We start from the raw sequence: 19,353 nt of genomic DNA on the forward strand, positions 1-19,353 counted from the left end.
ATGTTTTCACAAAAAACAATTCAAGAAATACGAAGTCAATTCCCAATTCTAAAAAAAACAGTTTATTCCAATCCTTTAGTTTATATAGACAATGCAGCAACGACTCAAAAGCCTTTGCAAGTGATTCATGCTTCTGAAAATTATTATTCTACGATAAATTCTAACGTTCATAGAGGTCTACATTTTTTAAGTCAAAAAGCTACCTTTCATGTAGAAGATGTAAGAAAAAAAATCCAAAATTTTATTCACGCGAAACATTCTTCAGAAATTATTTTTACAAAAGGGACTACTGAATCTATTAATTTAGTAGCATCTAGTATTAATATTAAAAAAGGAGATGAAATAATTATTTCTTATCTTGAACATCATTCCAATATTGTTCCATGGCAAATTATTTGTAAAAAAAAAGGTGCTTTACTAAAAATTATTCCAATTGATAAAGATGGAATTTTGCAATTAGAAGATTTCGAATTATTAATTTCAGAAAAAACTAAACTAGTAGCAATAACACATGTATCTAATGTTTTGGGAATTGTGAATCCCGTTAAAAACATTATTGATAAATCTCATGAATATGGGGCCATGGTTTTGATTGATGGAGCTCAAGTTCCTTCTAATTTAAGCTTAAATGTACAAGATTTAAATCCAGATTTTTATGTATTTTCTGCGCATAAAATGTATGGACCTACTGGAATTGGAGTTTTATATGGAAAGGAAAAAATATTAGAGGCTCTTTCTCCTTATCAAGCAGGTGGTGAAATGATTAAAAATGTAAGTTTTGAAAAAACAACTTATTCCGATTTACCATTTAAGTTTGAAGCTGGAACACCAAATATAGAGGGAATTATTGTTTGGGGATCTGCTATAGATTTTGTAGAAAAAATAGGCGTAGAAAATATACAATCTTATAAAGAAAAACTTTTAAATTATGCTATACAGCGTTTAAGTACTATTGATGGAATCAAATTATATGGAGGAGTAGATTATAAAAAAAGATTGAGTATTATATCTTTTAATTTGAGTAAATTGCATTGTTTTGATATAGGGAGTATCCTAGATCGTCTAGGAATTGCCGTTCGTACGGGTCATTTATGTGCTCAGCCTTTGATGAATTTCTTCAATGTGTCAGGAATGGTTCGTGTTAGTTTTTCTATTTATAACACTTTTAAAGAAATAGATTATTTATTGGAAGGACTTTTGAAAGCGAAAAGTTTTTATTAAAGTAAAAATGGTATTATATAATTATGATATACGCAATTGTGGATATTCAAGGAACCCAATTTAAACTTATTGAAAATAAATACGTTTATGTTCCTCTTCTTTCTTCTATGAGTTTAGGAGAAAAGATATTGTTGGATAAAATTTTTTTCTTTTATAAAAATGGTTTTCCTAAAATAGGTTCTCCTTTTTTAGAAAATATAAAGGTAGAAGTAGAAATTCTACAACATTTAAAAGGAGATAAAGTAATTATATTCAAAAAAAAGAGAAGAAAAGGATATAAGGTAAAAAATGGATTTAGACCATTTTTTACAAAAATTAAAGTAATTTCCTTTTTAGAAAAAGAATCTAAAAAAATTAAAAATGGCTCATAAAAAAGGTTCAGGAAGTTCTAGAAATGGACGGGATTCAGAAGGAAGAAGATTAGGTGTAAAAGTATTTGGGAATCAGAAGGTCAAGTGTGGGGGGATTATTGTTCGTCAGCGTGGAACAAAACACCATCCTGGAATCAATGTCGGAATGGGGAAAGATCACACTTTATATGCTCTGAAAAAAGGTTTTGTTTTTTTTAAAAAGGGAACTAAAAATAAATCCATTGTATCTGTTATTTCATTAAATAAATGAAATCGACTGGGTAGTTCAATAGGATAGAGCAACAGTTTCCTAAACTGTAAGTTGTGGGTTCGAATCCCTCCCCGGTCACAAAAAAGATGGTCCCAGCTGGATTTGAACCAACGACTCCCTGATTATGAGTCAGGTGCTCTAACCAACTGAGCTATGGGACCTAAAAATAAATACAATGTTACAACAATATTTTTCAGATTACAAATTTTCTGATGAAAAAATTTTATTCTTCATTTTTTTTTTAACATGATAGAAATGAATTCTATTAGAAATCAAAGATTATCTTCAATATTTTATATGGAAATAGCAGAGATTTTGATGAAAGATGAAACAAAAAAAGGTTTTCTAATTACTCTAATCAAGATTCGTATGACGCCTGATCTTAGTTTAATAAAAAGTTATATATCTATCTATCCTTTTTTAGATAAAGAAATTTTTGAAAGTATTCGTTCCAAATCTGGATTTTACAGAAAATTACTTTCTAAAAAACTTAGATATCGTGTAAAAAAGATTCCAGAATTGGATTTTTTTGTAGTAAATTCTCGTAATTGAATCATTTTTATTTGAGAACTTCTTTTTACATAACTATACGCTATTTCTTTTACAAAAAAAAAACTAACATTGTTAACCTCATAATTTTTTTGTCTATCATATCACTCAGTATATCTACATTTTCTTTATCTACCATTTTATCTGTTTTTTCAGGATTAAAAGACTTAAATATTAAATTCTATCAAAATAACTACCCTGATATTATGATTTCTTCTTTTAATGGAAAAGATATCTTCTTTCATGAAAATGTTTTAAATAAAAAAATGAGATCAATAAAAGGAATTATGTGTTTTTCTAAAACAATGGAAAAAAAAGTTTTTTTCCATTATAAAAATGAAAAATATTTTTTTCACTTAAAAGGAGTAGATTCAAAATATGAAGAAGTGATGAATCAATTTAAAAAAATAACCTTCCAAGATAAAAATGATAAAAATTTATCCCATAATAAATTGGATCTATATGTAGGTCTATCATCCATTTTTCCGTTTTTATTTATGGATAAAATAGAAAAAGACTCTATGAGTATTAGTTTTTTTTCCTATAAAAAAAACTCTTTTTCCATTTTTAATGCAAAAAAAGTTAGAATAAAAGGTCTTTTTCATTTTAACCAAGAAATAGATCAAAAATATTTATTTTGTGATATTCAAAATTTGATTAAGAAAAATGCTTTTCATTCTCTGGAAATAAAAATTCATCAAAAGGAAAATATAGATAAGATAAAAAAGATTTTAAAAAAAAAATTTGGTCAAAAATTTAGGATAAAAACACGTACAGAAGAAGAAAGAGCTTTTTACAAAGTAATTAATACAGAAAAAATATTTATTTATTTTTTATTTAGTTTAATAACTGTAATGACGGCTTTTAACTTAATTGGTGCTATTTTTATTTTACAGTTAGATAAGAGAGAGAATATTTTTCTCTTATGGAGTTTTGGTTATTCTTTGTATAGAATTAGAAGAATATTCTTTTATATAGGAGTCCTTATCAGTGTATTTGGATGGTCTATTGGAGTATTGGCTACTTTTATTCTATCTCTCTTGCAAGAGAGATATCATTTATTTAAAATTGGAAGAAAAATTCCATTTCCTATGAAATTTACCATAGAGGATTTTGTAATGATGACATGTATTATTTTAATAGTTGGTCTCTTTATCTCTTTCATTTCCTCTAAAAAAATAGAGATGAATTATTCATCTAGGTAGTATGTTTTTAATGGTTCAGAAGCTTCTACATTATCAAATATTTCTTTTGCTTCTTCTTCAAATGCTTTAAAATTAGGAAATCTATTCGAATAATGTCCCAATAATAATTTTTTTACTTGAGCTTTTTTAGCTATACAAGCAGCTTGGTTAGCCGTAGAGTGTCCTGTCTTGATAGCTCTATCTTCTTCTTTTTTTAAAAAAGTAGACTCGTGATATAATAAATCTACATATTTTATTTGTTCAATAATAGGAAAATAATAGGAAGTATCTGAACAAAAAGCATAAGATAAGATTTTTGGAGGATCCAATGTGAGTTGATAATTCGGAATGATTCTCCCTTCTTTGGTTCTAAAATCTTTTCCAAGTTGTAAATTCTTATAATCTTCTATTTTAATAGAAGAAATTTTTTTTATCTCCTTCATATTTAATTTTCTATGACAAGGTTTTTCTTTGAAAAGAAAACCATTAGTGTAAATTCTATGTTTTAATGGAATGGTATAAACTTCTACTTTTTCAGTTTCCATAATTTTTTCCAATTTTTTAGAAGATAATTCAATATGATCAATACAGAATTTTAATCGTGTATATGACCATTTAAAATGAACATCTATAATTTCTTTTAACCCTTTTGGGGCGTAAATATATACTGATTTCTCTCTTCCTAGTAAATGAAAAGTAGAAAGCAAACCAATTAATCCAAAAAAATGATCTCCATGTAAATGAGATATGAATATGTGTACTATTTTGTTAAATTTTATTTTCGCTTTTCTTAATTGAACTTGTGTTCCTTCTCCACAATCAATAAGAAAAAAAGCTCCTTTCATCTCTAATATTTGAGCTGTAGGATAAAATTTTTCCGTTGGAATTGAGGAATGACACCCCAAAATTGTTAATGAAGTTTTATCCATTATAGGTGATGATGATTCATGAATTTCATGAGTTTTTTAAAAGCTTTTATTCTATGACTGATCTTGTTTTTTTGATGAATGTTTATTTGAGATAAAGTCCTTTTATGTTTATCTGGAATAAATATAGGATCATATCCAAAACCTTTTTTTCCAATAATTTTTTCAGAGATGTGTCCGGTTAATTTTCCTTCAAAAAATAATTTTTTCTTCATTTTTTTTAAACAAAAAACACAAAAAAGTTCTGCTTTTCTGGATGAATTTTTTTTTATACTAAGAAGCAATTTTTCTAGACTGTTTTCTTTTTGAAGATATCTAGAGGAATAGATACCTGGAGCTCCATTTAAACATTCTATTTTCAATCCAGAATCTTCTGAAAAGCAAGGAATATGTGTTTTTTGAAAAAAAAATTCTGCTTTAATTAAAGCGTTTTCTTGAAAAGAATTTCCATTCTCTTTAATGGAATATGGAAATAGAATATCTTTTAAGGATAAAATATTCAATTGATTAGCATTAGAATAAAGAAAAGATTTTATTTCTCTTTCTTTAAAAAAACTTCTTGTAACAAAAACAATTTTTTTCATTCTTTTCTTCTTTTTTAAAAAGAAAAACGCAACCCATAATTATGATAAAACTAATTATCAAAATTAACCAAAAATTAAAATTTATTTTTTTTGAAAGGTCTTCTTCATTTTTCATGAAAAAAAACACAGTAAATATGGCAAAAGCATTGTTGAAAACATGTAATAATATGCAGTCTATTATAGAAGAGGTAGTGAAATAAATAAACCCGATGAAACTTCCAATAAGAATCCCTCCTAAAAATTGCCAAGGATTCATATGAGTTATTCCAAATAAAAAAGAAGAAAAGAGGATAGCTTTGATTGGATGTATTTTATTTTTTAACATCCCATTTAAAATAATTCCTCTAAAAAGAACTTCTTCACATATAGGAGCTAACAAAACTGTAGTGGAAAAAAATGGAATTGTATTTTTAGATTCTTCTTTTAAGAAATCCTCAATCTCTTTATACATATTTCCTAACAATGGGCCATCTTTTGGAACTAAAGAAGTCACGTAATCGTTAAGTATAATCAGACAAAGCATCATACAAAAAAAAACAAGATAAATATACCATGGAGAAACTTTAAATGATAATTCTATGATTAGGTTTTTTTTTTGAGCTTGGTAAGAAATAAAAATAAATAAAAAAATGAAGGGAATTGTATATGATATAGAAAATATCATACTATCAGGTAGATGTATAGCAATCAATAATTTTCTAAAAATTATGTTAAAAAAGTTCAAACCCGTAAATGCTAAAATTAATAGAACTGATTCCGTGTAGTTTATTTTAAAATATTTCTTCATAATTAAGTAAAAATTCGTTCATTCCCTAATGAAAGGAGCTATAGAATAGCTGTTTTCACAGACGTATAATTCCTTTTTTATTATTTTTTTCCTATTTTAGGAATTTATGTTAATATTTTCTTGATGTGAATCCTCATTCACTTGTGTTTTTGCGAAAATATAAAACTTTTAATAAAATTGTTTAACTCTTTCTTAGATTAGGAAAAGAAAAAATAAAATCATTCATGATTATGTTAGATTTGGATATACATTCTTTATTTAAAAATTATAATCTTTTTAAAGAGAAAAGTTTTAATTCTTCTAAAATTTTTAAATACTCTGAATTATTAAAAATGATAAAAACATATGAAAATATATGTTCTATTGTTCCTGTAGGAACTTCTATAGAAAATAGAAAAATTTTTAAAATTCAATGGGGGGATGGAACTTGTAAAGTTTTTATATGGTCTCAAATGCATGGAAATGAAACAACGGGAACAAAAGCCATGTTTGATATTCTTCACTTTTTTCTAAAAGAGAAAAACCATGATTTAGTTAAATTTATAAGAAAAAATTTGACTATTTTATTTATTCCTATGTTAAATCCAGATGGTTCTGAAAAATATCAAAGAAGAAATGCTGTAAATATTGATTTAAATAGAGATGCTATTCGTTTACAATCTCCAGAAATTCAGATACTATTTCATGAAATTCAATATAGTAACCCAAATATTTTATTTAATTTACATGATCAAAGAAGTATTTATAATGTTGGAAATAAAAATTTTAATCCAGCTATTTTATCCTTTTTATCCCCTTCGGTAAAAGAGGAAAAAGACACAAAGATTTCTCCTGAAAGAAAAAAGTCTATGGGATTGATAGCTTTTATTGAAAAAAAAATAAGATCCATTTTGCCAAAAATAGGTTCAATAGGGAGGTTTTCAGATGAATTCTATCCTACAGCTACTGGAGATAATTTACAAAAAATGGGTTATCCTTGTATTCTTTTTGAAGCAGGAAATTATCCAAAAGATCCTAAAAAAGATATAATTAGAAAATATAATGCTTTATCCATCTTAATAGGATTCTATTTTCTTTCTTTCCAAAAAATAGATTTTGAAAAAGAATATTCTTCTTATTTCACTATACCTGAAAATAAGAAAAAACTATTAGACAAAATTTATAGAGAAGTGGAAATTCAAAGAGGAAAATATAAATTTTTAGTTGATATAGGGATAAGAAATATAGAAAAATTTAATTTTTTTAAAAACGATATTGATTTAATTTCAAAGATAGTTGATATAGGAGATTTATCTAATTTTTTTTCCTATGAAGATTCCATTTGTCATGGAAAAAAATTTCATCTAAAAGGAATCAATTGTCCTATAATTGGAGACATAGAATTATTTGATATTTTATGATTTTATTTTTTAAAATTAGAAACTGTTAATTTTTTTCTCCCTTTTTTTCTTTTTCTAGATAGAATTTTACGACCTGTTTTTGTGGACATACGTTTTAAAAATCCATGAACATTTACTTTTTTTCTATTAGAAGGTTGATAAGTTCTTTTCATATTATTTTATATTTTTTCTAAAAAAAATAATTTTCTTTATATATATAACATCTAAATTTTCTTCTATAACAAAGATTATTTTCCTATTTTTATCTTTTATCTCAATATGAGAAATCAGAGGATATAGTTTTGTTTTTAACAATCTTTTTTTAAAATGATTTTTCCTTTCTTTAAAAGCTCTGATTTGATGAAAATAGGGTTCATGTTATTTTTTTTTACAATTCCTAATTGTATCTTCATTTATTTCAAATATTATTTTCTTCCTTTTTATATTATTATCTAATATTTTTTGATGATAAGAATAAGAGACAGGAGGTGAGCAGTATAATAAAATCATCAAACCAATAATAAAACCTGTTAAGAAACAAATAAAACGCCTAAAAAAATTCATGAAAAGAACACTTGTAACTCCCTAAATTACATAAAGTTTTTTATTTTTCTTTACTTTCATTAAAGAAAGAATTCATATTGAATATATTTACAAACATGAAAAATAAAATTTTTTTTTTATAAAAATGAAGTAAATAATTTTTTTAGAAAGATAGAATCATCAAGTTATGATTGATAAGCAAAAAACTATTGCAAAAAAAATCTCCTTACAAGGAGTAGGATTATATACGGAAAAAAACGTAACCATAACTTTTAAACCAGCTCCTGAAAACTCAGGATTTCTTTTTGTAAGAACTGATATAGAAGAAAAACCTAGTATAAAAGCACATCTTTCATTGTTGTTCAATGAAACTACGGATCGTGGGATTATTTTAGAAAAAAATGGATTGAAAATTTGTACTAGTGAACATGTGTTGGCTGCTCTTATGGGAATGGATTTAGATAATGTGATTATAGAATTGGATAACATGGAATTTCCTATAATGGATGGCTCTTCAAAATATTTTGTCGAGGCTATTGAAAAAGCAGGATTGATAGAACAAAATGCAGAAAGAGGATATTACTCGATCAAAGAAATTATATCTCACGCGGATTCAAAAACAGGAGGAGAGATTATTGCCACCCCCTCTAAAAAATTAGAAATAGTATCCCTGGTTGATTTTGATTCTAAATTTATAAATATGCAAAATGCTGTACTAAAATATCCAGATCAATTTAAAAAAATAGCGAATTCAAGGACTTTCTGTTTTCTTTATGAAAAAGAAAATTTAAAAAAAAACGGAAATATCTCCCGTTCTTCCTCTTCTTCTAACGAAATAGCAAAACATAATCTTTTGGAGATTATGGGATACTTAACTTTAATAGGAGTTAAATTAAAAGGAAAAATAATTGCTTACAACACAGATTCACATATAAATACACAGTTTGCAAGGAAATTAATTCAAAATATCCAAACACAAAAAGATATTCCAAAATTTGATTTAACAAAAAAGCCTATTTTGGATATTAGAAATATTATGAAAATTTTGCCTCATAAACCTCCATTTCTCTTAGTAGATAAAATTATGGAATTAACCGAAGATTGTGTAATAGGGGTTAAGAATGTAACGATGAATGAATCTTTTTTTATGGGCCATTTTCCTAAAGAGCCAATCATGCCTGGAGTATTGCAAATAGAATCTATTGCACAAGTAGGTGGAATTCTTGTATTAAACCAAGTAAAAAATCCAGAATATTATTCTACATATTTTTTAAAAATAGATAAAGTAAAATTTAAAAAAAAAGTAATTCCTGGAGACTTGTTAGTTTTTCAAGTAGATTTGTTAGAACCAATAAGAAGGGGGATAGTCCATATGCAAGGAAAGGGATATGTCAATAATCAACTTGTAGTTGAAGCAGAAGTTATGGCAAAAATAGTAAAAATTCAGGAATCCTAAAACTAAAAAAAACTAAGATAAAATGCATACGAATATTAGAAAGGGATTACATATACAACATAATAAGGAAGTCTATAAAATAATTGATTTTCTTCACGTTAAACCTGGAAAGGGATATGCTTTTGTAAGAACTAAGTTGAAGAATCTGATTACAGGTCATATTTTGGAAAATAATTTTTCAGCAAAACATAGAGTAAAAGAAGCAAAAATAGTATCTGATTTATACCAATATTTGTATAGAGATGGAGAGATTTTTTATTTTATGAATACAATCAACTACAATCAAATCCAAATTGATAAAAAACTGATAAAAAATCATACTGATTTTTTAAAAGAAGGAATAAGATTAACTATTTTTTTTCATGTAAAAAGTGATAATAATCAAATAGCTTTATTTTTAAAAATGCCTCCTACTGTTATTTTAAAAGTAAAATATACGGAAAAAGTGAGAAAAATAGATACCATTAATACTTCCAGTAAAATTTCTATTTTAGAAACAGGAGCCAAGTTATTGGTTCCTTTATTCATAAATACTGGAGAATTTATTAAGATAAATACGGATAGAAAATCTTATATAGAAAGAATTAGAAAATAATTGTGTAATTAATATCAATTTTATTTATTTAGAAAAAGATTATTATGAGTATTTTGATAGATAAACACATTCGTGTTATTGTACAAGGGTTAACGGGGAAAGAAGGTCTATTTCATACTGAGCAAATGATTAATTATGGGACCTGTATAGTCGGAGGAGTGACTCCAGGAAAAGGAGGAAGGAAATATTTAGGGATTCCTATTTTTAATACTATGTATGAAGCTGTCTCCTATACAGGAGGAGATGTCAGTGTGATTTTTGTTCCTTCTTTTTTCGCATCAGATGCTATTCTAGAATCGATTAGCATGAATATGAGAGTCATTGTGTGCATCACTGAAGGGATTCCAGTTTCGGATATGATTCAAATCAAAAATTTTTTAAAAGGAAAAAAATCACGCTTGATTGGACCGAATTGTCCTGGAATTATTTCTCCAGAAGAGTCTAAAGTGGGGATTATGCCAAATTTGGTTTTCAATAAAAAAGGAAAAATCGGTATAGTTTCTAGATCTGGAACGCTTACTTATGAAGCAGCAGATCAAATAGTACAATACGGATATGGAATTTCTACGGCTATTGGAATAGGAGGAGATTCTATTATTGGAATGACTATTACGGATATTTTGGATTTATTCTTGAAAGATACAGAAACAAAATGTATTGTAATGATTGGAGAAATAGGAGGAAAATTAGAAATTGATGCAGCTGACTGGTGGATTAAAAATTCAGAAAATAAAAAACCCATAATAGGTTTTATTGCAGGTCAAACAGCTCCTAAAGGTCGGACAATGGGACATGCTGGGGCAGTTATAGGAAACAAATTAGAAACAGCACAAGTCAAAATGGATATTTTGAAAAATAACGGAATCCATGTAGTTATGTCTCCAGCAGATATAGGAATGAAAGTCCACGAAGTCCTCCAAAAGAAGGATCAATGATTTTTTTCAAAAAAATGAAAAAATTTTTAATAACTGGATTAGGAAATCCAGGATTTCTATATCAAAAAACAAGACATAATTTAGGTTTTTTGATTTTAGATAAAATTTCTGAAAAATATTTTCTATCTTTTTCGATAAAGAAATTAGGTTTTATTTCAAAATTGGTTTATAAAGAAAAATTACTTTTTTTCTTAAAACCATCTACTTATGTCAATGAAAGTGGAAAATCTGTAAAGTATTGGATGAATAAAAAAAAGATAGACTTGGAAAATATTCTTGTAATCTCTGACGATATTTATCTTAATTTTGGAAATATTCGTTTGAGAGGAAAAGGAGGAGATGGAGGACATAATGGATTAAAAAGTATTGAAAAAGAATTAGGAACATCTCATTATGCGCGTATGCGTTTTGGGATTAAAAATCATTTTTATCAGGATAGTAAAATAGATTATGTATTAGGGAATTGGAAGGAGGACGACTTAAAAAGTCTATTTAATAGATTGGAAATAAGCGTAGAAATAATATTTTCATTTGTTTTAAATGGGTTACAAAAAACGATGGATTTATTCAACAATAGAAATTTTAAAATTTAAGACCTTGTAGTTTAATCGGATAGAATATAGGATTCCGGTTCCTATGGAATGGGTTCGAATCCCTTCAAGGTCTTTCATCATAAAAATCGAAAAACGATGATAATAGATTATATTCGTAATTTTTGTATCATTGCACACATAGATCATGGAAAGAGTACTCTAGCAGATCGTTTGTTAGAATTTACAAAAACAGTTTCAGAAGGGAACCAACATCAGTTACTTGATGATATGGATTTAGAAAGAGAACGCGGAATTACTATTAAAAGCCATGCTGTACAAATGGAATATAGATATAAAAATAAAGTCTACATACTTAATTTAATAGATACTCCCGGACATGTAGATTTTTCTAATGAAGTCTCACGTTCCATTGCAGCTTGTGAGGGGGCGCTCCTTGTTGTAGATTGCACTAAGAGCGTACAAGCTCAAACGATATCTAATCTTTATTTAGCCTTAAAAAGAAATCTTGTGATTATCCCTATTTTAAATAAAATAGACTTATCTCATTCAAGGTCTGAATGTGTAGAAGAAATTATAGAACTAGTAAAATGCCAATCAAAAGATATTATTTCTGTTAGTGCTAAAAATGGATTAGGCATTAAGGAAGTTTTAGATCAAATAGTCAAACGGATTCCTCCTCCACAAGGGGATCCAAAAGCACCTCTACAAGCAATGATTTTTGATTCTTTATACAATCCTTTTACTGGAGTATTGTCCTATTTTAGAGTAAAAAATGGATGTATGCAAAAAGGACAAAAATTACGTTTTATGTCTACAGGAAAAATTTATTGTGCTTATGAAATAGGAACTCTTAAATTAAAACGTATTTCTAAAAATAGAATTGAAACAGGAGATGTTGGATATGTAGTTTCTGGAATAAAAAATCCCTATGAAGTAAAAGTAGGAGATACTATTACAGATGCTAAACATCCAGCTTCAAAAGCCATAAGTGGATTTGAAGAAGTAAAACCTATGGTTTTTTCCAGTGTTTATCCGGTAAATTCTGATAAATACGAAGAATTACGTTCTTCTATGGAAAAATTGCAATTAAACGATGCGGCTCTTACTTTTAGTCCGGAATCTTCTCCGGCTTTAGGATTTGGATTTCATTGCGGTTTTTTAGGTCTACTTCATATGGAAATTGTTAGAGATCGTCTAAAAAGAGAGTATGGAATTTCAGTTATTGTTACCATTCCCAATGTTTCTTATAGAATTTTTATAAAAAAAAAGATGATTATAGTAAACCATCCTTCAGATTTTCCAGAAGTAGAAAAAATACAACGAGTCGAAGAACCTTATGTATTAGTTTCTATTCTCACTAAAGAAAATTTTATAGGAAGTATCATATCTCTATGTATTGGAAAAAGAGGAAAAATGATTGGGGATCAAGATTATTTGACCTCTGAAAGGGTTCAGATAACATTCGAAATGCCTTTATCTGAAATAATATTTGATTTTTGTGATAAATTAAAAACAATTTCTAGGGGATATGCTTCTTTTGATTATACCTTTTTAGGTTATAGAAATTCTGATTTAAAAAAGATTACTGTATTAATTAATCATCAAAAAGTAGAATCACTATCACTTTTGGTTCATAAAAATGAAGCCTTTTTTATGGCAAAAAAAATATGTCAAGAATTATCCGTTTTGATCCCAAAACATCAATTTAGCATTCCTATTCAAGTTTCTATTTCTGGAAAGATTATAGCCAGAGAAACTATTAAAGCTTTAAGAAAAAATGTAACAGATAAATGTTATGGAGGAGATGTTTCTAGAAAACGAAAACTTTGGAAAACAGAAAAAGGAAAGAGAAAAATGCGTAAAATAGGAAAAGTAGAGATCCCTTCATCTGCTTTTATGACTTTTTTAAAAGTTAAAAATTTGTAAAAGAATTATAAAAAATTTATTAAATATGTCCGAAGTTAAAATAGGAATCAATGGTCTTGGAAGGATAGGGAAACTTGTTTTAATGTCTGCTTTAAATAGAGAAAATCTCCAAGTAGTATCTGTCAATGATTTAGTTTCCATAGAATATTTAACATATATGTTAAAATATGATTCTATTCATGGTCCTTTTAAGGGTGAAATCCGCATAGAAGATGAAAATTATTTAATTTTAAATGGAAATAAAATAAAAGTTACTAATGAAAAAGATCCTCATAATTTAGAATGGGGGAATTTAAATGTCCATTATGTAGTGGAATCTACGGGTCTTTTTTTAACCAGGAATTTAGCGGGTTTACATTTACAATCAGGAGCTGAAAAAGTCATATTATCTGCTCCTCCAAAAGAAGAAAATATTCCCATGTATGTGATGGGAGTCAACCATGAAACTATAAAAAAGGATCAAAGAATAATATCTAATGCTTCTTGTACTACGAATTGTTTAGCTCCTATCATTAAAGTTTTGAATGATAATTTTGGAGTTTTAGAAGGTTTAATGACTACTATACATGCTTCTACTTCCACTCAAAAAATAGTTGATTCTATATCTACTAGAGACTGGAGAGCAGGGCGGTCTTCTTTAACTAATATTATTCCAGCATCTACAGGGGCAGCCAATGCAGTTGGAAAAGTCATTCCAAGTTTAGATGGAAAATTAACTGGAATGGCTTTCAGAGTTCCCATTTCTGATGTTTCTGTATTAGATCTTACTATTCGTTTGAAGAATTGCGTTACTTATGATGATATAAAGTCTTGTATGAAGAAAGCATCTGAAACCTCATTAAAAGGGATATTAGGGTATACAGAAGAAGCTGTTGTTTCCTCAGATTTCTTAGGAGATCCTAGAACCTCTATTTTTGATGCAAGTTCAAGTATCATGTTGAGTCCTACTTTTATCAAGATAGTATCCTGGTATGATAATGAAGTAGGTTATTCTACTAAATTAGTAGATCTAATTGATTATATGTCTTCTATTCATTAAGAAATAGGAATATCATTCAAAAATGAGAACTTTTTATTATATTCGTCTGTTTGGAAAACGAAATTTTTATTCCGTTGCTAACCATTAAATAGGGAGCCATTATCTTTTTATTATATCTAGAAATCTGATCGAAAGTTTTTTGTGTTAATAAAATATTCGGAGCTTTGCATTCAATGAGGATATAGGGTTTTTTTTTCAAAAGAACTAGGATGTCTAACCTTTTGTTTAATTGATTGATTTGAAAAGGGACTTCTACTAGAATATTAGAACTTCTGTATTTTTTTACTTTTTTTAGAAAAAAAATTATATATTGACGGATTCCTTCTTCTTTTGTAAAGGGATACCATTTTTTTCGAATCATGCAAAATACATAAGTTTTGTTTTGAATTTTTTTTAAATGTAAATGATTGATAAAAAAGAAAAAAACGGACATATCTAATAACTTTTTAAATAAAAATCTAAAGTTTATAATCAAAATAAGTAAAATCCAAAGTAAGCATTCTTTATGTTAAAGAAAAATAAAATAATGGATTGTGTAATTCTTGGATCTGGTCCAGCCGGATATACTGCGGCTATATATGCGGCAAGAGCAGACCTTAACCCTATCCTATTTGTCGGAATGCAACCGGGAGGACAATTAACATCTACAACAAAGGTTGATAATTATCCAGGGTTTCCTGCAGGAATTAGTGGAAATGAATTTATGGAAAATTGTAAAAAACAAGCAGAACGTTTTAATACTATTATTATTCATAAAACCATTACGAAAGTAGATTTTTCTGATAAAAAAGGCGGAATACATCGTGTTTATATGATGAAAAATGAAGAAAATATAGAAAGTAAAGGGATTATCATAGCTACAGGTTCTAGTCCTAAATTTTTAGGAATGGATAAAGAAAAAAAATTTTTGGGATTTGGAGTTTCTTTTTGTGCTACTTGTGATGGTTTTTTTCATAAAGGAAAAGATGTAGCTGTTATAGGAGGAGGAGATACCGCTTTAGAAGAAGCTAGTTATTTGTCAAAAATTTGCAGAAATGTATATTTGGTAGTTAGAAAAAATTATTTCAGAGCTTCTAAAGCTTTACAATATCGAATCTCAAAAATAAATAATGTGAATATATTTTTTTGTTCTCAGATTACAAAAATTATGGGGAATGATTTTTTAGAAGGAATTCAGATATTTAACACTAAAAATAAAATTAGTAGAACTATTTTAATAAGCGGGTTGTTTATTGCTATAGGTCATTCTCCTAATACAAAATTGTTTAAAAATCAATTAAACTTAGATGAAAGAGGATATATCATTGTAGAAAAAGGAAGTACTAGTACTAATAAACCAGGAGTATTTGCTGCAGGAGATGTCCAAGATCCTACCTATCGACAAGCTGTCACTTCTGCTGGAACAGGATGTATGGCGGCTTTAGATTTGGAAAAATATTTATGTTTGTGTTGATTTTTATTGAATTTTCATTTCATTAAGATGAATCAAAACGATCATTTTTTCCATTTTTTGGCATCTCATGCTAAAAATTACGGTTTTGTTTTTCCTTCCAGTGAAATTTATGGAGGATTGAATGCCGTATATGATTATGGACCATATGGAATTGAATTGAAAAATAATATCAAAAAATATTGGTGGAAATCAATGACTCAACTTCATGAAAATATAGTAGGATTGGATTCGTCTATACTTATGCATTCTGATATTTGGAAAGCATCTGGACATATTGAGAAATTTAATGAATTGTTAATGGATAACAAAGATTCTAAGAAAAGATATAGTCCTGAGGTGTTAATTAGAGAGCACATAAATTTTATGCAAAAAGCACCAAAAACTTTTAAATTCACAAAGAATCTAAAAGATGAAATATTATCTCGTTTAGATAAATCTATAAAAAAAAAGGATTTATTAGATATTCGTGTTTTAATTGACGAATTAAATATTTCTGATCCTATATCTGGTTCGAATAATTGGACAAATATTCGTTCATTTAATATGATGTTTAAGATTAAAGAAGAAAAAGGAGATTTATTTCTTCGTCCAGAAACAGCTCAAGGGATATTTTCTAATTTTTTTTCTGTAAAAAAATCTAGTAGAAAAAAAATTCCATTTGGAATTGCTCAAATAGGAAAATCATTTAGAAATGAAATTATGGCAAGACAATTTCTTTTCAGAATGCGTGAATTTGAACAAATGGAAATGCAGTTTTTTATTCTTCCGGAAGAAGAAATGAAATGGTATGAATATTGGAAGAAAATTAGATTAAAATGGCATTTAGAATTAAATTTGGGAGATAAAAAATATCAGTTACGGAATCATGATCATCTAGCTCATTATGCTAGTGCAGGAGCGGATATAGAATTTCATTTTCCTTTTGGATTTAAAGAGATTGAAGGAATCCATTCTCGTAGAGATTTCGACTTGAAAAGACATGAGTTTTTTTCTGGAAAAAAACTAAGAGTTTTTGGAGATAATCTAGAAAACTATATTCCTTATGTAATAGAAACTTCACTAGGTTTAGACCGTTTTTTTCTTGCTATATATTCTTCTTCTCTTAAGAAAGAAAAATTGGATAATGGAAAGGAACGAGTCGTCCTGAAACTCCCACCCTGTTTATCACCTGTAAAAGCAGCTATATTTCCGTTAGTTTTAAAAGACGGATTACCAGAAATTGCAAAGAAAATATTTCATAATCTGAAAATAGATTATAGATTAGTCTATGATCAAAAAGAATCTATTGGTAAACTATATCGTAGACAAGACGCTATTGGAACTCCTATTTGTTTCACCATAGATTATGATACCATAGATAACGATACAGTAACCATGAGATATAGAGATTCTATGTTACAAAAAAGAGTTCCTATAAAAGAGATTTCAAATATTATAGAAAAAGAAACCGGAATGAGAAAAATTTTAAGAAATTTATCTCAGTTTATCTAGAATTTCTTTTTATTGAGATATTCCTCTAATTTTTGCTCCTAACTTGTTTTTTAGAAATTTATCTATTTTTTTCATGACTTCATCTATCATCAAATCGGTTAACGTTCCTTCTTGACTTTCAAAAAAGAAACTTATTGTACAGGTATTTTTTTTCTTTTGGTAAATCTTTTCCTTCATATAAATCATATATCTTAATTTTTTTGATCTAATTTTTTTCTTTTTTTTTATTAACTGATAAATTTTTTCAAAGGAAATGGTTTTATCCACTAAGAATGATAAGTCTCTTTTTGAAGTAGGATATTTAGAAAAGGGGATAAATATTACTTTTTTTTTTTGAATTATAGAAATCAAATATTCCCAATCTATTTCCGCATAAAAAACTTCCTGTTTTTTGAATAAATCTTCTTTTAATTTTCCTAATTCTACTAGATTTTTATTTTTATATTTGATGAATATACTTTCTCTTAAAAAAGGATGAGTAGAGTTTATTTGAGTATAATGTAAAATACCAATTCTCTGAAAAATTTGTTCTATAATTCCTTTCAAATCAAAAAACAAAGAACTTAAAGAACTTTTTGATTCCATGATTTTTTTTTTGTTTTGATCTTTTTCCGATAAAGCAATGCTTAAACAGGTTTTTTCTAAAAATTGATTATTACTTTTATAATAAATTTTCCCTATTTCAAAGAATTTAATTTTTTGATTCCCTCTATTATAATTATGTTTTATGCTATCTATCATTCCAAATAATAAACTGGAACGCATGGAATTATAGGATTTATTTACAGGATTTAAAATCCTTATTTCTTCTCTTTTTAAAAAAGAATTCAATAATAAAGAATCTTTGTTTTTATTTATGATGGGAGGATTTATAATTTCTTGAAACCCATAATTCACTAATTGATTGAAAATAGTTTTTTGGATTTTTTCTTTTGTTTTATAAAAAAAATTTGGAAGTGGAGAAATTTGTATTTTCTTAGAAATTTTTATTTGGGTTAATCCATAAATACGCAATATTTCTTCTATTAAATCTACTTCTCGTTGTACATCTATTCTATAAGGAGGGACAAGAACTAGTAGAGATTTTTTATTTTCATCAAGAATAACTATTTCAAGTAGTAATAAAATTTTTTTGATGTTTTTTTCGGAAATTCTTTTTCCGATAAGATCATGTATTTTTTGATAACGTAGTTTTATTGTCGAAGGATCTATTGGATTAGGATAAATATCCATTATATCAGAACTAATGTTACATTTTGTAACTTCTTTTATGAGAAGAGCGGTTCTTTGTAAAGCATATACTGTTAGATTAGGATCTACTCCTCTTTCAAATCGAAATCTAGCATCCGTTTTTATCATGTGCCTGATTCCAATAGAGCGGATATCTACAGGATTAAAATAGGCGCCCCCTAAGAAAATATTTTTAGTTCTTATATTAACATTTAAGTTAGTTTCATTTATAATTCCAGCTATTGATAAAGGTTTTATTTTATCAGAAATGATAAAATCTTTTTCATTTAGGATTCTTTTTCGATTATCTTCTGAATTGAAATAAATCTTATTTTTTACGTTTTTTATTATAAGAATTTTTCCTTCTATTTTGTCCATATCAAAAACCTGTATAGGTTGCCCTAATTCATTCATCACAAAATTTGTGATATCTATTATATTATTTATTGGTTTTATTCCAAGAGATTCTAATTGGTTAGTTAACCAATTCGGAGATGAATTTATTTCTATTTTAGAAAGAATTAGTCCAGAAAATCTTCTGCATTTATTTTTTTCTTCAATAGAAATTTGAAAACGATATTTATTAATGTCTTTTTGATAATTACTTATTATTGGTTTTGACAAATGGGTTTTGTAACCGCGAAATGTTAAAACAGCATATAAGTCACGAGCTATTCCGTAATGACTCATTGCATCAGAACGATTAGGGGTAATTTCTACATCCAAAATAGAATCTTCTGTTTCTCCTATTTTTTTTTTTATTACATCTTTTACTGATAAACCTATTTCCGTTAAGATGTCTGATATTTTTTTTGCGCTAAGATCAATAGAAATATATTTTCTAAGCCAATTATATGAGATTCTCATACTATTATAGACA

General features: G+C 27.1%; 20 protein-coding genes and 3 tRNA genes. 16 read left to right on the forward strand and 7 right to left on the reverse strand.

Annotation, left to right across the window (positions count from 1 at the left end):
* The 4 genes from BLBBOR_RS00135 (at position 1) to BLBBOR_RS00150 (ending at position 1,920) form a co-directional block, all read left to right on the forward strand.
* Complete coding sequence (locus BLBBOR_RS00135; RefSeq protein ID WP_015370436.1) at positions 1-1,221, forward strand: aminotransferase class V-fold PLP-dependent enzyme; 1,221 nt, start codon at positions 1-3, stop codon at positions 1,219-1,221.
* Between the two features lie 23 nt (positions 1,222-1,244).
* Positions 1,245-1,592 (forward strand): 50S ribosomal protein L21, encoded by a 348-nt coding sequence (gene rplU, locus BLBBOR_RS00140; RefSeq protein WP_015370437.1) that lies wholly within the window; start codon positions 1,245-1,247, stop codon positions 1,590-1,592.
* On the forward strand, positions 1,582-1,842 hold the full coding sequence (gene rpmA, locus BLBBOR_RS00145) for a 50S ribosomal protein L27 (RefSeq protein ID WP_015370438.1): 261 nt from the start codon (positions 1,582-1,584) through the stop codon (positions 1,840-1,842). Before rplU ends, rpmA begins: the two co-directional genes overlap by 11 nt.
* Before the next feature lie 4 nt (positions 1,843-1,846).
* A tRNA-Arg gene (locus BLBBOR_RS00150) sits at positions 1,847-1,920 on the forward strand.
* A gap of 9 nt (positions 1,921-1,929) precedes the next feature.
* Here the strand turns inward: BLBBOR_RS00150 and BLBBOR_RS00155 are convergent.
* Positions 1,930-2,003 (reverse strand) — tRNA-Ile (locus BLBBOR_RS00155).
* Positions 2,004-2,097: 94 nt separating this feature from the next.
* Between BLBBOR_RS00155 and BLBBOR_RS00160 the strand changes: the two genes are divergently transcribed.
* Both BLBBOR_RS00160 and BLBBOR_RS00165 read left to right on the forward strand, forming a co-directional pair.
* Positions 2,098-2,394, forward strand: a complete 297-nt coding sequence (locus BLBBOR_RS00160; RefSeq protein ID WP_235043226.1) for a ribosome-binding factor A — start codon at positions 2,098-2,100, stop codon at positions 2,392-2,394.
* 89 nt (positions 2,395-2,483) lie between these two features.
* Complete coding sequence (locus tag BLBBOR_RS00165; protein WP_235043227.1) at positions 2,484-3,596, forward strand: ABC transporter permease; 1,113 nt, start codon at positions 2,484-2,486, stop codon at positions 3,594-3,596.
* On the opposite strand, the gene BLBBOR_RS00170 is transcribed toward BLBBOR_RS00165, so the two are convergent.
* From BLBBOR_RS00170 to BLBBOR_RS03275, 3 genes are read right to left on the reverse strand one after another with little or no spacing between them, the layout of a single operon-like run.
* Complete coding sequence (locus BLBBOR_RS00170; RefSeq protein ID WP_015370441.1) at positions 3,581-4,504, reverse strand: ribonuclease Z; 924 nt, start codon at positions 4,502-4,504, stop codon at positions 3,581-3,583. The two genes, BLBBOR_RS00165 and BLBBOR_RS00170, sit on opposite strands and share 16 nt — an antisense overlap.
* Entirely contained in the window at positions 4,504-5,085 is a 582-nt protein-coding gene (gene rdgB / locus BLBBOR_RS00175) for an RdgB/HAM1 family non-canonical purine NTP pyrophosphatase (protein ID WP_015370442.1), read from the reverse strand. The genes BLBBOR_RS00170 and rdgB overlap by 1 nt, the downstream gene beginning before the upstream one ends.
* Entirely contained in the window at positions 5,048-5,578 is a 531-nt protein-coding gene (locus BLBBOR_RS03275; RefSeq protein ID WP_235043228.1) for a CPBP family intramembrane glutamic endopeptidase, read from the reverse strand. The genes rdgB and BLBBOR_RS03275 overlap by 38 nt, the downstream gene beginning before the upstream one ends.
* A 518-nt stretch (positions 5,579-6,096) precedes the next feature.
* On the opposite strand from BLBBOR_RS03275, the gene BLBBOR_RS00185 reads away from it, so the two are divergent.
* Entirely contained in the window at positions 6,097-7,272 is a 1,176-nt protein-coding gene (locus tag BLBBOR_RS00185; RefSeq protein WP_015370444.1) for a M14 family zinc carboxypeptidase, read from the forward strand.
* A 2-nt stretch (positions 7,273-7,274) separates the two neighbouring features.
* Here BLBBOR_RS00185 and rpmH read toward each other — a convergent pair whose 3' ends face one another.
* On the reverse strand, positions 7,275-7,424 hold the full coding sequence (gene rpmH / locus BLBBOR_RS00190; RefSeq protein WP_015370445.1) for a 50S ribosomal protein L34: 150 nt from the start codon (positions 7,422-7,424) through the stop codon (positions 7,275-7,277).
* Between the two features lie 557 nt (positions 7,425-7,981).
* Between rpmH and fabZ the strand changes: the two genes are divergently transcribed.
* From fabZ to gap, 7 genes are all read left to right on the forward strand, one after another.
* Entirely contained in the window at positions 7,982-9,250 is a 1,269-nt protein-coding gene (gene fabZ, locus BLBBOR_RS00195) for a 3-hydroxyacyl-ACP dehydratase FabZ (protein WP_015370446.1), read from the forward strand.
* A gap of 22 nt (positions 9,251-9,272) precedes the next feature.
* The gene (efp, locus tag BLBBOR_RS00200) at positions 9,273-9,845 is read left to right on the forward strand and encodes an elongation factor P (protein ID WP_015370447.1); all 573 of its coding nucleotides are present in this window, start codon (positions 9,273-9,275) and stop codon (positions 9,843-9,845) included.
* Between the two features lie 44 nt (positions 9,846-9,889).
* Complete coding sequence (gene sucD, locus BLBBOR_RS00205) at positions 9,890-10,780, forward strand: succinate--CoA ligase subunit alpha (RefSeq protein WP_015370448.1); 891 nt, start codon at positions 9,890-9,892, stop codon at positions 10,778-10,780.
* A complete protein-coding gene (pth, locus tag BLBBOR_RS00210) occupies positions 10,777-11,373 on the forward strand; it encodes an aminoacyl-tRNA hydrolase (RefSeq protein ID WP_015370449.1) in 597 nt (198 codons plus the stop codon). The genes sucD and pth overlap by 4 nt, the downstream gene beginning before the upstream one ends.
* A tRNA-Arg gene (locus tag BLBBOR_RS00215) sits at positions 11,374-11,446 on the forward strand.
* 29 nt (positions 11,447-11,475) lie between these two features.
* Positions 11,476-13,260, forward strand: coding sequence for a translation elongation factor 4 (gene lepA / locus BLBBOR_RS00220; protein WP_148283268.1), 1,785 nt, complete (start codon positions 11,476-11,478; stop codon positions 13,258-13,260).
* 25 nt (positions 13,261-13,285) lie between these two features.
* Entirely contained in the window at positions 13,286-14,299 is a 1,014-nt protein-coding gene (gene gap / locus BLBBOR_RS00225) for a type I glyceraldehyde-3-phosphate dehydrogenase (RefSeq protein ID WP_015370451.1), read from the forward strand.
* Positions 14,300-14,315: 16 nt separating this feature from the next.
* Here gap and BLBBOR_RS00230 read toward each other — a convergent pair whose 3' ends face one another.
* Positions 14,316-14,732 carry a type I restriction enzyme HsdR N-terminal domain-containing protein gene (locus BLBBOR_RS00230; RefSeq protein ID WP_015370452.1) on the reverse strand — a complete coding sequence of 139 codons (417 nt, stop codon included), beginning with the start codon at positions 14,730-14,732 and terminating at the stop codon, positions 14,316-14,318.
* Between the two features lie 72 nt (positions 14,733-14,804).
* On the opposite strand from BLBBOR_RS00230, the gene trxB reads away from it, so the two are divergent.
* Positions 14,805-15,752, forward strand: coding sequence for a thioredoxin-disulfide reductase (gene trxB / locus BLBBOR_RS00235; RefSeq protein ID WP_015370453.1), 948 nt, complete (start codon positions 14,805-14,807; stop codon positions 15,750-15,752).
* Positions 15,753-15,779: 27 nt separating this feature from the next.
* Positions 15,780-17,243, forward strand: a complete 1,464-nt coding sequence (locus BLBBOR_RS00240) for a glycine--tRNA ligase (protein WP_015370454.1) — start codon at positions 15,780-15,782, stop codon at positions 17,241-17,243.
* Positions 17,244-17,252: 9 nt separating this feature from the next.
* Here BLBBOR_RS00240 and pheT read toward each other — a convergent pair whose 3' ends face one another.
* Positions 17,253-19,340: a phenylalanine--tRNA ligase subunit beta gene (gene pheT / locus BLBBOR_RS00245; protein ID WP_015370455.1), complete on the reverse strand. Its 2,088-nt coding sequence runs from the start codon at positions 19,338-19,340 to the stop codon at positions 17,253-17,255.
* Positions 19,341-19,353 lie beyond the last annotated feature (13 nt).

It is taken from the genome of Blattabacterium sp. (Blatta orientalis) str. Tarazona, assembly GCF_000334405.1.
Taxonomy (GTDB): Bacteria; Bacteroidota; Bacteroidia; order Flavobacteriales; family Blattabacteriaceae; genus Blattabacterium.

Coding starts and splice junctions, on each gene's coding strand:
- BLBBOR_RS00135 (WP_015370436.1), top strand. CDS start 1: ATGTTTTCACAAAAAACAATTCAAGAAATACGAAGTCAATTCCCAATT.
- rplU (WP_015370437.1), top strand. CDS start 1,245: ATGATATACGCAATTGTGGATATTCAAGGAACCCAATTTAAACTTATT.
- rpmA (WP_015370438.1), top strand. CDS start 1,582: ATGGCTCATAAAAAAGGTTCAGGAAGTTCTAGAAATGGACGGGATTCA.
- BLBBOR_RS00160 (WP_235043226.1), top strand. CDS start 2,098: ATGAATTCTATTAGAAATCAAAGATTATCTTCAATATTTTATATGGAA.
- BLBBOR_RS00170 (WP_015370441.1), bottom strand. CDS start 4,504: ATGGATAAAACTTCATTAACAATTTTGGGGTGTCATTCCTCAATTCCA.
- rdgB (WP_015370442.1), bottom strand. CDS start 5,085: ATGAAAAAAATTGTTTTTGTTACAAGAAGTTTTTTTAAAGAAAGAGAA.
- BLBBOR_RS00185 (WP_015370444.1), top strand. CDS start 6,097: ATGATTATGTTAGATTTGGATATACATTCTTTATTTAAAAATTATAAT.
- rpmH (WP_015370445.1), bottom strand. CDS start 7,424: ATGAAAAGAACTTATCAACCTTCTAATAGAAAAAAAGTAAATGTTCAT.
- fabZ (WP_015370446.1), top strand. CDS start 7,982: ATGATTGATAAGCAAAAAACTATTGCAAAAAAAATCTCCTTACAAGGA.
- efp (WP_015370447.1), top strand. CDS start 9,273: ATGCATACGAATATTAGAAAGGGATTACATATACAACATAATAAGGAA.
- sucD (WP_015370448.1), top strand. CDS start 9,890: ATGAGTATTTTGATAGATAAACACATTCGTGTTATTGTACAAGGGTTA.
- pth (WP_015370449.1), top strand. CDS start 10,777: ATGATTTTTTTCAAAAAAATGAAAAAATTTTTAATAACTGGATTAGGA.
- gap (WP_015370451.1), top strand. CDS start 13,286: ATGTCCGAAGTTAAAATAGGAATCAATGGTCTTGGAAGGATAGGGAAA.
- BLBBOR_RS00230 (WP_015370452.1), bottom strand. CDS start 14,732: ATGTCCGTTTTTTTCTTTTTTATCAATCATTTACATTTAAAAAAAATT.
- trxB (WP_015370453.1), top strand. CDS start 14,805: ATGTTAAAGAAAAATAAAATAATGGATTGTGTAATTCTTGGATCTGGT.
- BLBBOR_RS00240 (WP_015370454.1), top strand. CDS start 15,780: ATGAATCAAAACGATCATTTTTTCCATTTTTTGGCATCTCATGCTAAA.
- pheT (WP_015370455.1), bottom strand. CDS start 19,340: ATGAGAATCTCATATAATTGGCTTAGAAAATATATTTCTATTGATCTT.